11 protein-coding genes are annotated in these 16,065 nt (G+C 30.4%); 4 read left to right on the plus strand and 7 right to left on the minus strand.

Annotation, left to right across the window (positions count from 1 at the left end):
* Window positions 1-276 precede the first annotated feature (276 nt).
* Complete coding sequence (locus tag ABY863_RS09090) at window positions 277-987, minus strand: DUF4294 domain-containing protein (RefSeq protein WP_372794034.1); 711 nt, start codon at window positions 985-987, stop codon at window positions 277-279.
* 155 nt (window positions 988-1,142) lie between these two features.
* On the opposite strand from ABY863_RS09090, the gene ABY863_RS09095 reads away from it, so the two are divergent.
* The 4 genes from ABY863_RS09095 to ABY863_RS09110 all read left to right on the plus strand — a co-directional run bounded on the left by ABY863_RS09095 (window position 1,143) and on the right by ABY863_RS09110 (window position 5,696).
* Window positions 1,143-2,228 (plus strand): M42 family metallopeptidase, encoded by a 1,086-nt coding sequence (locus tag ABY863_RS09095; protein WP_372794036.1) that lies wholly within the window; start codon window positions 1,143-1,145, stop codon window positions 2,226-2,228.
* Entirely contained in the window at window positions 2,229-2,978 is a 750-nt protein-coding gene (locus ABY863_RS09100) for a lysophospholipid acyltransferase family protein (protein ID WP_372794038.1), read from the plus strand. It abuts the gene before it with no gap.
* A gap of 136 nt (window positions 2,979-3,114) precedes the next feature.
* Window positions 3,115-5,034 (plus strand): DUF294 nucleotidyltransferase-like domain-containing protein, encoded by a 1,920-nt coding sequence (locus ABY863_RS09105; RefSeq protein WP_372794040.1) that lies wholly within the window; start codon window positions 3,115-3,117, stop codon window positions 5,032-5,034.
* Window positions 5,034-5,696, plus strand: a complete 663-nt coding sequence (locus tag ABY863_RS09110; RefSeq protein WP_372794042.1) for a PolC-type DNA polymerase III — start codon at window positions 5,034-5,036, stop codon at window positions 5,694-5,696. The genes ABY863_RS09105 and ABY863_RS09110 overlap by 1 nt, the downstream gene beginning before the upstream one ends.
* Window positions 5,697-5,742: 46 nt before the next feature.
* Here the strand turns inward: ABY863_RS09110 and acs are convergent, their stop codons facing one another.
* The 6 genes from acs to ABY863_RS09140 form a co-directional block, all read right to left on the minus strand.
* Window positions 5,743-9,567 (minus strand): acetate--CoA ligase, encoded by a 3,825-nt coding sequence (gene acs, locus ABY863_RS09115; RefSeq protein ID WP_372794044.1) that lies wholly within the window; start codon window positions 9,565-9,567, stop codon window positions 5,743-5,745.
* 239 nt (window positions 9,568-9,806) lie between these two features.
* Window positions 9,807-10,169 carry a response regulator transcription factor gene (locus tag ABY863_RS09120; protein WP_372794046.1) on the minus strand — a complete coding sequence of 121 codons (363 nt, stop codon included), beginning with the start codon at window positions 10,167-10,169 and terminating at the stop codon, window positions 9,807-9,809.
* A gap of 1 nt (window position 10,170) precedes the next feature.
* Window positions 10,171-12,801: an ATP-binding protein gene (locus ABY863_RS09125; RefSeq protein WP_372794048.1), complete on the minus strand. Its 2,631-nt coding sequence runs from the start codon at window positions 12,799-12,801 to the stop codon at window positions 10,171-10,173.
* A gap of 261 nt (window positions 12,802-13,062) precedes the next feature.
* The gene (locus ABY863_RS09130; protein WP_372794050.1) at window positions 13,063-14,760 is read right to left on the minus strand and encodes a sodium:solute symporter family protein; all 1,698 of its coding nucleotides are present in this window, start codon (window positions 14,758-14,760) and stop codon (window positions 13,063-13,065) included.
* Between the two features lie 23 nt (window positions 14,761-14,783).
* Window positions 14,784-15,038, minus strand: coding sequence for a DUF4212 domain-containing protein (locus tag ABY863_RS09135; protein WP_372794052.1), 255 nt, complete (start codon window positions 15,036-15,038; stop codon window positions 14,784-14,786).
* A 12-nt stretch (window positions 15,039-15,050) separates the two neighbouring features.
* Window positions 15,051-16,065: hypothetical protein (locus tag ABY863_RS09140; RefSeq protein WP_372794054.1), on the minus strand; the 1,015-nt coding region annotated here is incomplete at its 5' end.

Consider the following 16,065-nt stretch of genomic DNA (forward strand, 5'->3'; position numbering starts at 1 on the left):
ATAAAAATTTGACTTTTTTTAAGTTTATTACCACACTATGATCCTGAACTTTTTGCTAAGTATTCTAATTATTAGCGGCTGCAAATGTAAAACCTTTTTCGCTATTTAAACTACACTTTTTTGAAGTTTTTTTTATTTTTTATTTATTATCAAACCAAAGCCCTGAATTAAAACTACTTATCCTTTCTATAAAAAATTACATTGAAGTATATTTATTAAAATTTGGAGAACTAATATAAATTATATATTTCAATTTGACACTAAACCGTTGATATATTATTTCTTTTTAACCTTGGTTTTAACTTCTGGTTTTGGCACATCTATCCATTTACTACTTAATTCAAGGTAATTAAAATCTAGTTTTGAAGGTTGTTCTACTAAAACACCATCAATAAATGCACGCTGTAAAATATCTTCAATTAAAAAATCCTCCTTATTATTAATTGGATCATATTCATCTTTTAACGATAACTTAAAAAAATTAGCTGTGGCATTGTACCAAAAAGCTTTCCAGCCACTTCGTAAATTCTTTATTAAAGTAAATGAGGTATCTCCAGTTTGCCTATGCACAAGCTTAATTAGTATACGCCCTTCAGTTCTTGTCAGCTTCTTTAGTTGGCTTGTTAACTCTTCTTCTAAATAATTTTGAATTAGTTTGGTGTACTCTTTCTTTCTCCTTTTAGATGTAATATTTTCTAATCTTTCAGTTAAAGCATTCAATCTGTCGGCTGCTAATTTCGCATAAGGGTATGCTTTTAAAGTTTTTTTACGAAACCAATAATAATATCTACGATCGTAATCTGTTTTGAAATTTAATTTTTTTAATAAAAGAACTTCGTTTAGTTCAATTAATAAAGTATCACCTTCAAAAATAATATAACGATCTGTTAATAATACAGAATCTATATCTCTTTCTACTTGAGAAAAAAGTAAAGTACTTAACAACAATATAGGTAAAAAAACACCCGTTTTAAGATTACATGCCATCTTCAATATTTAAATCTAAAAGAATTTCAAAAATACAACTTTCAAAAATCTATTTCAAAATAACTTTTCAAAAAGTTTAAACTTTAAATAAACTATTAAATTGTACGTATAAGTAACAATTTAGTATATTCGTTTTTTTAAACAACATTATAATTATGAGTAAAAAAATATTAAACAAAAAATCGATTGATTTTTTAGAAAAGTACTTAAATAATGCCTCTCCTACTGGCTATGAAAGTGAGGGTCAGAAAATTTGGATGGATTATCTAAAACCATACGTTGACACTTTTATTACTGATAGCTACGGTACAGCAGTTGGTATTATTAATCCTGATGCAAAATTTAAGGTGGTTATTGAAGGACATGCTGATGAAATTTCTTGGTATGTAAATTATATTACACCTGAAGGTTTAATATATGTAATAAGAAATGGCGGAAGCGATCATCAAATTGCACCTTCAAAAATTGTAAATATTCACACTAAAAAAGGGATTGTAAAAGGTGTGTTTGGATGGCCTGCTATCCATACGCGCAAAGGTGATAAGGAAGAAATTCCAAAATTGGACAATATTTTTATTGATGTTGGTTGTAAAAAGAAAGTAGAAGTTGAAGAATTAGGTGTTCACGTTGGTTGTGTTATTACGTATCCTGACACTTTCTTCATTTTAAATAAAAATAACTTTGTATGTAGAGCACTTGATAACAGAATGGGTGGTTTTATGATTGCTGAAGTTGCTCGTTTATTAAAGGAGAACAATAAAAAACTTCCTTTTGGTTTGTATATCACAAATTCTGTTCAAGAAGAAATAGGTTTACGTGGAGCTGAAATGATTACACAAACAATTAAACCAAATATTGCGATTGTTACTGATGTTTGTCATGACACTACAACTCCAATGATTGACAAGAAGAAAGAAGGTGAAACAATTTCAGGTGACGGACCCGTTATTAGTTATGCTCCTGCTGTTCAACATAATTTACGTGATTTAATTGTTGATACTGCAATCGCAAATAAAATTCCTTTTCAACGTTTAGCTTCTTCTCGTGCAACAGGAACTGATACGGATGCTTTTGCTTATAGTAATGGTGGTGTTCCATCTGCATTAATTTCATTAGCGCTACGTTATATGCATACTACGGTAGAAATGGTACATAAAGATGATGTTGAAAATGTAATTAAATTAATTTACGAAACATTACTTTCAATTAAAGATGGTGAAACATTTAGTTATTTTGATTAAATGATAATACTTAGAACTCTTTTGGCAGCTATTAGATTGCTGCTTTTCTTACTAATTACATTAATTGTTTATGGTATCTTACTATTAACTAATATATTTTATAAAAATAAAGACAAGAAAATTAAAAATGGTATTGTTCACAGACGATTTATAATTAGACTTTTACATCTAGTTTTAGGTTCAAAAATTACAATTTATGGTAATGAACCAAAAGTTTCAGGTTTAATTATTTCAAACCATAGAAGTTATTTTGATCCATTGGTTATTTTAAGAAATATTTTAGCCTATCCAATTGGAAAGAAAGAAGTAGCATCTTGGCCTTTAATAGGAAATGTTTGCAAAACTACTGGTGTTATATTTGTAAAAAGAGAAGATAAAGAAAGTAGAACAGAAACTATAAATGAAATTCGTTTAGTTTTAGAGAAAGGGTTTTCAATATTAAATACTCCTGAAGGAACCACTCACATAGAGCCAACTACTATTAAGTTTAAGCCAGGCGCTTTTGTTATAGCAGCTCAATTAGGTGTTCCTGTAATTCCAGTTGCTGTAGATTATAAAAACCTTGATGATGCTTGGATTGGAAATGATACATTTGTTCCTCATTTTTTAAGGTGTTTTGGAAAATGGCAAACTGAAATTAAAGTCAGTTATTTAGAACCTATCTATTCTAATGATGTAGAAGAATTAATTGCATCAACAAAAATGCAAATTGATCATGAACTTATTAGGTTTAGAAAAGATTGGGATTAAAATAACTCATAAATATCTATAAAAAATTCGAAAGCTCATCAGAAATTAATTTGATGAGCTTTTTTTTATGCTCTAGAACATAATTTTGACAACATATTTTTGTAAGTTTATTAATTATACTCTATTCCTATTCTTTATGAAAAACACAATTGCCGAACGTATCTTCGATTTTTTAAAAAACTTCCCTCCTTTTGATGTTTTAGAAAAAGAACAATTATTTCAAATTGCTTCACAAGTAAAAGTAACTTATGTTGAAAAAGGTGATTTTGTTTTCAAGCAAGAAGAAAATCCGCATCTGCATTTTTACATTGTAAAAGATGGTGCCATTGGTTTATATAGAACTATGGAAAATGATCAAATTTTAGTTGATATTTGTGACGAAGGAGATGTTTTTGGATTAAGACCTTTAATTCAAAACGATCATTACTTAATGAGTGCTAAAGCAAATGAAGAATCTATTTTATATGCTATTTCTGTTGATTTATTAAAAGAAATTATAAAAATTAATGGTAAAGTCCAAAAATTTATAATTGCCAGCTTTTCTTCAAACATAAAAACACCTTACGCCAAAACCAATAATGGTCAATTATTTGCCAATGTTGAAACACTTGAAACTATAGATTCTAATTTTTCTGAAGTAAGAACAGCTGAATTTAGTAAAAATCCCATTACATGTTCTAAAAATGCTACTATAAAAGAAGCTGCTCAAATAATGAGTTCAAAAAGGGTTGGCTCCATTTTAATAGTTGAAAATAAAATTCCTTTAGGTATTATTACTGATAAAGATTTACGTTTAAAAATAGCAACAGGTTTGGTTTCTATTGATGAAAACGTTTCCAAAATAATGTCTTCACCAGTAATTACTTTTCCTAAAGAAATTACCATTGCAGAAGCTCAAATAGCAATGATTAAAAATAAAGTAACACATTTATGCATTACTGCAAATGGAAAACCAACTTCTGAATTAGTTGGTATTTTATCTGAACATGATATTGTTGTATTGCATGGTAATAATCCATCTGTATTAATAAAAGAAATAAAACGTGCAAAAGACACTGAAAAATTAAAGTATATAAAAGAAAAAGCATCAAAACTACTTAAAGGCTATATAGAACAAAGTATACCAATCATATTTATTTCAAAAATTATTTCAGAAATTAATGATGCAATTACCATAAAAGCTATAGAACTTTCTTTAGAAGAAATGGAAACTCAACCACCAGTAAAATATGGTTGGTTAGCATTAGGAAGTCAAGGAAGAAAAGAGCAACTCCTAACTACCGACCAAGATAATGCGTTAGTTTTTGAAGATGTTTCTAAAGAAAATTATAAAACAACAAAAGATTACTTTTTACTACTTGCAAAAAAAGTTACTAATAAACTTCACACTGTTGGATTTGAATACTGCCCAGCTAATATGATGGCGAGTAACCCAAATTGGTGTTTGTCACTAACAGAATGGAAAACTCAATTTAATAGTTGGATTACAAAACCTTCAGAAGATACTATTATGTTATGCACCATATTTTTTGATTACAATTTAATATATGGTGATAAACAATTAGTATCAAATATGACTGATAGTATTTTTAAATCTATTCACACTTATGAGATATTTTTAAATTTCTTAGGTAGAAATGCGCTTTTAAACCCTCCTCCTCTTGGATTTTTTAGACAATTTTTAGTAGAGCAAGATGGTGAACATAAAGATCAATTCGATTTAAAAAGTAGAGCCTTAATGCCTTTAATTGATGCTGCCAGATTACTTACTTTATCTTTAGATATTAAGGACAAAAACAATACAATTGCCAGATTTAATAAATTAGCAAAAATAGAACCTCAAAATGCAGATTTATATTTATCTTGTATTGATTCTTTCAAAATACTTTTACGTTATAGAACAAAGCAAGGAATAAAATATAACGACTCTGGAAGATTTATTGAGCTTAATAAATTAAACAAATCAGAAAAGTTAAAATTGAAGGGATGCTTTAAACCTATAAAAGACATTCAGGAGTTGTTAAATGTTAGGTACAATTTATCTCAAATGATGTAATGCTTTCGTGGTTTAAACATAAAAAGTACCCTTATTTTTGGGTTGAATATTTAAAGAAGTTTAAAACTTCTCAGCCCAATACTATTGAAAATACACGATTTGTTGTTTTTGATACAGAAACTACTGGTTTAGAAACTTCAACAGATCGAATATTATCTATAGGCGCCATCAGTATTTTTAATAATGTAATTGATGTTTCAGATAATTTTGAAGTTTATTTAAAACAAAATGAATTTAAATCTGAAACCGTTGAAATTCATGGAATATTAAAAGAAGGAAATCTGCTTAAATTGACTGAAGCAGAAGCCCTTGAGCAATTTATTAACTATCTAGGAAATGCTGTTTTAGTAGCACATCATACTGCTTTTGATATTGAAATGATAAATGCTGCTTTAAAAAGATTAAACCTGCCAAACATAAAAAATAAAAGTATTGATACTGGAATGTTGTATAAAAAATTGGATGGAAAAAAAGACACTCATTTTTCACTTGATGTTTTATGCAATGAATTTAACATTCCAAAACATGATAGACATACAGCTTCTGGAGATGCATTTATCACTGCTATCGCATTTTTAAAAATAGTATCCAAATTAAAACAAGAGCGTGGTGTTCATTATTCCGATTTATTTAGAGTTTCTAATAAAAGTGGATTGATATAAAAAAAGCCTTCATTTCTGAAGGCTTTTCACATTAAGGTTTAGTAATTTATTTAACCAATGACCCATCCATAATGGCTTTTACCACATCTGGATTTAATAACGTTGAAATATCTCCCATATTTGAAGTTTCATTTTCAGCTATTTTACGTAAAATACGTCTCATAATTTTACCTGAACGTGTTTTAGGTAAATCTGGCACAAATTGAATTTTATCTAATTTAGCAATTGGTCCAATGGTACGTGCAATTAAATCATTAATTTCATTACGTAAGAAATCTTCATTTTCAGGCCTTTCATAAACTATTACATAAGCATATAATGCGTTTCCTTTAATGTTATGTGGATATCCAACAATAGCAGATTCCACTACATTACTATGTTCATTAATAACATTTTCAATTGGTGCTGTTCCTAAATTATGACCAGATACAATAACCACATCATCTACTCTACCAATAATTCTATAATTTCCTTCTAAATCTCTGAAGGCACCATCTCCTGTAAAATATTTCCCAGGAAAAGCTGTAAAATAAGTTTCTTTATACCGCTTATGATCACCATAAATAGTTCGTGCAATGGATGGCCAAGGATATTTAATACACAATCTTCCCTCTGCTGGATTCGATCCTAATTCTTCACCTATTTCATCTACTAAACAAGGTTGTACTCCTGGCATCGGTCTAGTTGCAAAAGTTGGTTTTGTTGGTGTTACTCCTGCTAAAGGAGAAATCATAATGCTTCCTGTTTCTGTTTGCCACCAAGTATCTACAATTGGAGATTTTTGCTTTCCAATTTTTTCGTCATACCAGTGCCAAGCTTCTTCATTTATAGGTTCTCCAACAGTTCCTAAAACTTTTAGTGAACTTAAATCATTTCTTTCAGTCATTTCATTTCCTTGTGCAGCTAATGCTCTAATAGCTGTTGGTGCTGTATAAAATTGATTTACTTTATACTTTTCTACTATTTGCCAAAAACGACTATAATCCGGATACGAAGGAACACCTTCAAACATTAATGTTGTTGCTCCTGCCGCTAACGGGCCATATACGATGTATGAATGACCTGTAATCCAACCAATATCTGCAGTACAAAAATAAACATCTCCATGTTCATATTGGAATACATTTTTAAAACTATGTGCTGTTTGCACCATATAACCCGCACAAGTGTGAACCATTCCCTTAGGTTTACCAGTTGAACCCGAAGTGTATAAAATAAATAACATATCTTCCGCATCCATTACTTCGGCTGGACAATTAGCATCAACCATAGCTAATTCTTCATGCCACCAAACATCACGTCCTTCTTTCATTTTAACGTTTCCATTTACTCTATTTAATACAATGGACGCCTCAATAGTTGGACAGGTTTCTAGTGCTTCATCAACAATACTTTTAAAATCAACCGCTTTACTACCTCTAAAAACACCATCAGAAGTTAATAATATTTTACATTCAGCATCATTAATTCTTGTTGAAAGAGCAACTGCAGAAAATCCTGCAAAGACAACAGAATGTACCGCTCCAATTCTTGCACAAGCCAATACAGCAATGGCAAGTTCAGGAACCATTGGCATATAGATACAAATTCTATCTCCTTTAACTACACCCCTTCTTTTAAGTACATTTGAAAATCTACTTACTTCAGCATGCAATTCTTTGTAAGTTAAAGTCCTATTTGCTTCATTTGGATCGTTAGGTTCCCAAATTATAGCAGTAGCATCACCTCTTTTCTCTAAATGACGATCTAAACAGTTTTCAGTTATATTTAGTTTAGCGCCTTTAATCCATTCAAATTTTGGAGTATCCCAATTGTACTCAACAACTTTATCCCATTTTTTGCGCCAAGTAAATGTTTCGGCAATTTGAGCCCAATAACCTTCAGGATCATTTACACTGTGTTGATATGATTTATAATATTTTATAAATGAATCTATTCTTAAATCTTCAAGAGTTTGTTTTTCTTCTTCAGTTGCATGCTCAAATACGCCTATTTTATGAAGTTTAAATTCATGCAGAATTTCAGAAATTATTTCAGGATCATCAATAGTTGAAGGTATTGTATACGCAACACCATCGGCCATATTTCTTAATAATTTTCGAAGAATTTTTCCTGAGCGCGTTTTTGGCAATCGAGTAACAATCAATACTTTTTTTAGAGAAGCAACAGCTCCAATTTGCTTTCTAACTTCTTGAACTATTTTATATTCCAACTCAAATCCAGAAACATAATCACCTGATTTTAAAACAACCAGTGCTAAAGGAATTTGACCCTTTAATTGGTCTTCAATTCCAAAAACTGCACATTCAGCAACTGATGGATTAGAAGAAACAATTTCTTCCATTTCAGCAGTTGAAAGTCTGTGACCTGCTACATTAATAACATCATCTACTCTTCCTGTAATATAAACATAACCTTCATCGTCTTTATAACCACCATCACCTGAAAAATAATAACCTGGAAATTTTTTCAAATAACCTTCTACATAACGTTCTGTATTTCCCCAAATATTTAATAAATTCCCTGGGGGCAAAGGCAATTTAACTGCAACAAAACCTTCTTCATTTGTAACTACTTCTTGTCCGTCATTGTTTAAAATTTGAATATCATAACCACTAACTCCTTTTCCTGCAGAACCAGGTTTTACTGGAAGTGCTTCAACTCCCATCATATTTGATATCATTGGCCAACCAGATTCAGTTTGCCACCAATGATCAATAACTGGGATATTCAATTTTTCTTCTAACCATTTTAGAGTAGAAACATCACAACGTTCACCTGCTAGAAATTGATATTTTAAGCAACTTAAATCGTAATCTTTCATTAAATCACCATTTGGATCTTCTTTTTTAATAGCTCTAATAGCAGTTGGCGCTGTGAACATTACTTTCACATTATTCTCACTAATAATTCTCCAAAAGGTACTTGCATCAGGAGTTTTTATAGGTTTTCCTTCAAAAATAATGGTGGTATTTCTATTTAAAAGTGGTCCATAAACAATAAAACTATGTCCAACTACCCAACCAACATCTGATGCTGCCCAAAAAGTATCACCTTCTTCCACTCCATAAATATTTTTCATAGAATATTTTAAAGCTGTAGCGTAACCACCTGTATCACGTAAAATACCTTTTGGTTTTCCTGTGGTACCTGAAGTATATAAAATGTACAAAGGATCGGTTGAATTCATTTCAACACAATCAGCAGGTTCTGAGTTTTTTACTAGTTTTTTATAACTAACATACCGTTCAGTTTTTGTCATTATAGCTCCTAACCTACGTTGAAAAACAATTATCTTATCTGGTTTGTGTTCTGCCAATTCCACAGCTTCATCAACCAATGGTTTGTATGCAATTAAACGATCCACTTCTACTCCAGCTGTTGCTGTAATTATAGCTTTTGGTTTACAATCATCAATTCTTATTGCCAATTCGTGAGGTGCAAAACCTCCAAAAACTACTGAATGAATGGCTCCAATTCGTGCACAAGCTAGCATACTAAATGCTGCGTGCGGAATCATTGGCATATAAATAATTATAGTATCTCCTTTTTTAACTCCTAAATCACGAAGTCCACCAGCCAATCTTTCTACTTCACTTTTTACTTCATTAAATGTAAAGTTTACTTTTCGTTGTGTTACTGGTGAATCATAAATTATAGCAGTTTGTTCTCCATATCCATCTTCCACATGTTTATCTACCGCTAAATAACAAATATTTAATTTTCCATCAGCAAACCAACGGTCAAATCCATTTTCATCTTTAGATAAGATAGTTGATGGTTTTTTATACCATTTTAAGTTTTTTGCTTGTTCTTCCCAAAATTGTTCTGGGTTCTCAATACTGTTGCCATAATGTTTTTGATAACTCATACCCTTATTTTTTTACTTTGTTAAACAATCCAAACCAAGCCGGATTTAAAAATTTTATTTTTATTAGCGCCCACAGTATAAATAAGGTTAAAAACCCCATGAAAAGTGAGTTTATAATGTTGCTTTTAAAAATTGACTCTATATAAATTCTTCCCACTAATGTAATTATCACATAAATAGTAATAACTATATCAGATGTTTTACTTTCTAATCTTAATTTCATTTTCTCCATTCCAATCTTATTTTAATAATTCTTTCACTTCACTTACTAGTTTTTTTGTTGAAAACGGTTTTGAAATATACTTATCAGCACCTAATTGTAAGCCTAATTCTATATCTGAAATTTTATTTTTAGCGGAAAGAAAAATAACTTTAATATCATTTAATTTTGTACTTTCTTTTAAAAATTTCAACACTTGATAACCATCTACATTAGGCATCATAATATCTAATAAAATAATATCTGGTACATTTAAATCTGCAATTTCAATTGCTTCAGCTCCATCTCTGGCAATAAATACTTCAAAATTTTCTTTAGTAAAAATATATTCTAAAGACATCACTATATTAGGTTCATCATCTACTATTAGTATCTTTTTCATATTAATTTGTATTTAAAGGTAACGTAAAAGTTATTCTAGCTCCTTGAGGTTTTATATTTTCAGCCCAAATTATACCTTTATGGCTTTCAATAATTTGTTTACTAATTGCTAATCCTAAACCGCTACCAACAGGTTTTAAAATAGTCTGGTTTTTAGCTTGGTAAAATTTATTGAATATGGAAACCAATTCATCTTGTGCTATTCCTTTCCCATTATCTTCAACTGAAATTTCCATTCTATGTTGTTTTATATTTGTATTTATTGAAACTATACCTTTTTCAAAATCTGAAAATTTAACTGAATTTGATAATAAATTAATTAGTACTTGTTGAATTCTATCTTCATCATAGATAACTTTAACCTCATCTATTTTGTTTAAGTTTATATGAATTTTTTTATGAATTGCTAATTGACTAACAGCATTAATAGATTTTTTAATTGTGTTTTTAACCGAATTGCTATTTAAATCTAATTTTTCTTTGCCTGTTGCTAATTTTTCTATATCTAAAATATTATTAATCAGCCTGCTAACTCGCTTACTTTCACTTAAAATACTTGTTAAAAATCTTTTTTTGGTTTCATACTCAATGGTATCATCCTCTAATAATATTTCAGAAAGTGCTCTTATTGAAGTAATTGGGGTTTTAAGTTCATGAGCAACCGTATCCAAAAATTCATCTTTTTGCTTATCTCGCTCTTGTAATTCTTTATTAGATTCTTTTGCTTTTTGTGTTTCATCTAAAATATTTAGAACTTCCATTAAACTTATTTCTTCTTCTTTTACTACCGAAGAAATTAAAATTCTTGCAGAAGCACTTCCAATACTTCCTGTTAATAATTTTTCAGAAAAATTCACCAATCTGGCATCTGCAATTTTTATTTTATGATCAATATTATATTTCATATAAAATAAATTTAATGCTCTTTGGGTTCTTTGTTCTCCTAAAAATCGAGTTAAAACATTTCGTATATTGCTAACATAAGCTTCGCCTTTCCAAACATAAGCATCTTCATGCATGGATGCATATTTATCAGAATCAACAAACATTTCCGCAAAATTTCGCTCCCTATAACTTCCAATTTTATTCACTGATACTAACACATACACCATAAAATTGAAAAGTAAACTCCAGAAAAAAGCATGTGGTACAGGTTCAAAGATTTGCAATCCAAATAACTCATAAGGTTTTAAAAAATTAAATCCAAACATACCTTCATTTACAAAAGAACTTGAGATTGATTGAGAATCAATTGTAAACGGTATTACTAAGGTGTACACTGTGACTAAAAACCCAATAATTATTCCATATTTTGCCCCCTTTGAAGAGCCTCTTCTCCAAAATAATCCTCCAAAAAATGAAGGAGCTAATTGTGCTATAATTACAAATGAGATTAAGCCAATTGAAACTAGTGTTCTATCTAAAGTGAAATTCTTATAGAATAAATATGCTACAATTATTAACGTGAATATAGCAACTCTCCTAATTTTTTTTATAGATCCTGAATTCTGTTCAGATTCTCCTTTACTATATTTTCTTAAAAACCCATAAGGAATTATTAAGTTATTACTAAGCATAGTGGACAAGGCTAAACTTGAAATTACAACCATTGAAATGGCCGCTGAAAACCCTCCTAAAAATACTAATAATGCTAAAAACTCATGATTGTTTTTTAATGGCAACATTAGGGTGAACAAATCTGCGTCAACTCCTTGATTTTGAAAAATAATATTACCTCCCCAAGCAATAAAAATTACAAAAATATTAAACAATAATAAATACAATGGAAATAACCAAATAACCGTTTTTAAATACTTTTCTCGCTGATTTTCAACTACTGTAACCTGAAATTGCCTTGGTAATAACATAATTGCAAACATAGAAAGCATACTAAGAAAAAACCAGTTAAATCCACCTTCTAAACCATCAATAGTTTGCTGAATTTCAAAGTTTGGTAATACAGAAGCTTTATCATAAATATCTGAAGGTCCTTTAAATAAATAGAATGTCACATATACTCCAATTATCAAAAAGAAAACTAGCTTAATTACTGATTCTAAAGCAATTGCTGTAATAATTCCTTTATGTCTTTCAGAAGCATCTGTATTTTGCGTTCCAAAAAAGGCTGCAAAGATTGCTAAAAGTATAGCTATATAAAAAGTAGTATCACTAATAATAGAGTTCCCATTAATAGTATGATTTGTTATCACGTTAAAAGTTTCAGAAATAGCTTTTAATTGTAATGAAATATAAGGTACAATTGCTAACACACAAATAATTGTTACTAAAGCTCCTAAAAAACGATCGTTACCATAACGCAACGAGATAAAATCAGCAATTGAAGAGATTTTATTTCCTTTAGAAATTCTAATTATTTTTTTCATTAACACTATCCACACAGGGATAATAATAACAGGACCTAAATAAATGGTTAAAAATTTTAACCCTGAAGTTGCTGCCAAACCAACACTTCCGTAATACGTCCAAGCAGTACAATATACCGCTAATGAAAGTGTATAAACGTATGGGTTATTTACCCATATGCTTTTTGAATTTTTTTCTGCCCAATAGGCAACATAAAAAATAACAGATAAGTAAACTACTATTATTGAAATCACTAAAAAACTACTCATAATACTTTTTTAGAATAATATATGAAACAATAATACTTACTATCCAAACAAAAAATATATAAAAATAAAGTATTGGAAACCCAATAATAGTTCTGCTACTATTAAAAAGCAATAGTAGTGGTATATTAAAAAAACATAGAAGTAGTACAGAGAGTACTATTAATTTTTGTTGATGTCTTTTTTTCACAGGTTTTAAATTAGTTTTAAATATAATAAAAACAGCACTATAAATTATAGTGCTGTTTTACAATTAACTATTTACTAATGAGAACCAGCTTCTCCAGCTCCCGACGGTATCCTAATATGTTCAACTATATCTTGAACCTCTTTTGGTGGTTCAGGAGTTAATCTAGAAACTACCAATGAAACAACAAAGTTTACTAACATTGCTACAGTTCCAAATCCTTCAGGTGATATTCCAAACCACCAATTTTCTGCAGTATCAACAGTTGGATCTCCTATCCAATGTAACTTATATTTTGCCATATAAAAGAACATTAATGACAGTCCAATTATCATTCCTGATATTGCTCCTTCTTTATTCATTCGCTTATCAAAAATTCCTAACAATATTGCTGGAAAAAATGATGCGGCTGCTAAACCAAAGGCTAAGGCAACCACGGCGGCGACAAATCCCGGCGGATTGATACCAAAATAACCTGCAACAGCAACTGCTACAGCTGCACTTATACGAGCTGCCATTAACTCACCTTTTTCAGAAATTTTAGGATTCACTATTTTCTTAATTAAATCATGAGATATTGATGATGCTATTACCAATAATAAACCTGCTGCTGTAGATAAAGCTGCTGCTAAACCACCGGCACCAACTAAAGCTATTACCCAGTTAGGCAATTGTGCTATTTCAGGATTTGCCAATACCATAATATCTCTATCAATAGTTAATTCATTAGTTGCTTTATCTGCAACATATTGTACAACTCCATCCGCATTTTTATCATCAAACTTTAACAATCCTGTTTTTTCCCAATTCCCAAACCATTCTGGTAGTTCTGAATATTCAGCATTACTTACTGTTTCAATTAGTTTAATTCTTGCGAAAACTGCTACTGCTGGAACAGTTGTATATAAAATTGCAATAAATAACAATGCCCAACCTGCAGAAATACGTGCATCTTTCACCCTTGGAACTGTAAAAAATCTTACAATAACATGAGGTAAACCTGCAGTACCAACCATTAAAGCTGTTGTAATTGCAAATACATCAATCATAGATTTACTACCTGATGTATACTCATGAAACCCGAGTTGCTGTGATAATCCATCCAATTTATCTAATAAATATACGCCATCTTCACCTGAACCACCAAATCCTAACTGAGGAATTGGGTTACCTGTCATTTGAAATGAGATAAAAATTGCAGGCACCATAAATGCAAATATCAATACACAATATTGTGCTACTTGTGTATACGTAATCCCTTTCATTCCTCCTAAAACGGCATAAAACAATACGATAACCATACCAATATAAACACCCGTATCAATATCAACTTCAAGGTAACGAGAAAATACAATTCCTACTCCTCTCATTTGTCCTGCTACATATGTAAATGAAACTATCAATGCTGCAATTACTGCAACAATACGTGCTGTGTTAGAATAGTACCTATCTCCAATAAAATCAGGCACCGTAAATTTTCCGAATTTTCTTAAATAAGGTGCTAACAGAAGTGCTAATAAAACATAACCTCCAGTCCACCCCATAAGGTAAACCGAACCATCATACCCTGTGAATGATACAATCCCAGCTAATGAGATAAATGATGCTGCTGACATCCAGTCTGCTGCAGTAGCCATACCATTCAAAATTGGTGGAACTCCACCACCTGCTACATAAAATTCTTTTGATGATCCTGCTCTTGCCCAAATTGCAATTCCTATATAAAGTGCAAATGAAAGTCCAACAAGTATCCATGTCCATGCTAATATTCCCATGTTTTTTAATTTTTATAAGTTAATTATTCGTCAACGCCATATTTTTTATCCAACTTATTCATCAATCTTACATAGACGAATATTAAGATAACAAATACATACATTGATCCTTGTTGTGCAAACCAAAAACCAAGTTTAAACCCTCCAAATTTGATAGTGTTTAACTGATCTACTAATAAAATTCCAAACACATAGGAAACTAAAAACCATACACTTAGCAAAATAGCTAAGTAACCTAGGTTTTCTTTCCAATATGCTTTCATATCTGTTTTTGACATAATAGTTAAGTATTAAAAGTTATATATTGCTGTAGTTAATAATCTAAAATTATTTACTGAATCTAGCCCTGTTGATGTAATATCTCCATTAACATCTATAGATCCATATTGTGCATTCGTTAATTCTGCTTCAACACCTATTTTTAATTTTCCTGATTTCCACCCAATTCTTGGTGAAACTCTATAAGCACTTTCAACAGTACCTAAAAATCCATTTACATAGGTTATTGGCTCTCCAAAACCGCTATTTTTTGAATATCCTCCAAATAATCCCCATTCCATAGTTTCTGAAAAATCTGCACTTAATTCAGTCCAAGTTGAAAATGTATCATTATTAACATAATCACCATTTGAAGCTTGTCCAAAACCACCAATTTGAAGAACATCAGTCATATTTTGACCATAAGTTGCTTCTGCTTTCCAAGTAGCTTTTCCTAATTTTGTTCTGAAATAACCGATAAAAGCGGTACTTGTTAAATTATCTTCACCAAGAGCTGGTCTCGACGATTTTAAATTTACTCCAAATCCTCCTAAAGTTTTACTTGCTGATCCCAATTGAAGTTGGGCATGTAATTGAGGCATTCCAGATTTGCTTACACTAGCTCCTCTAGTTTGAAAATCTCTTTCTGTAAATAAAACACCAATAAACTTAACATTTCCTTTGGTGGTAATTCTTAATTGTGGATTTCTAGAAAATGGTTGAAAAGGAACACCTGTATTAAATGAATAAGTTCCTGGAAAAACATCTGTTACAAACATAGGATGCCAATATTGTCCCATTAAAATTTCAACTTTATCATTCGACAATTTCACAAATGCATGTCTCAATCTTAATTCCCCTATTGAGCCATCTGAATTTCCGAAAAAAGCGGCTTCAATAGCTCCTGAAGTTTTCATTCCAAAAAAATCTGGTCCTGAAATAGAAGCTTTTAAACGGGATTGAATTGCTAAAATATTGAAGTTTGATTGATCATTTAAATCTTCTCCATTAACAATATTCTCTGCTGAAGGTAAAATATTAAAATGG

The sequence above is a fragment of the Lutibacter sp. genome, from assembly GCF_041562875.1.
In the GTDB taxonomy this organism is placed as follows: Bacteria; Bacteroidota; Bacteroidia; order Flavobacteriales; family Flavobacteriaceae; genus Lutibacter.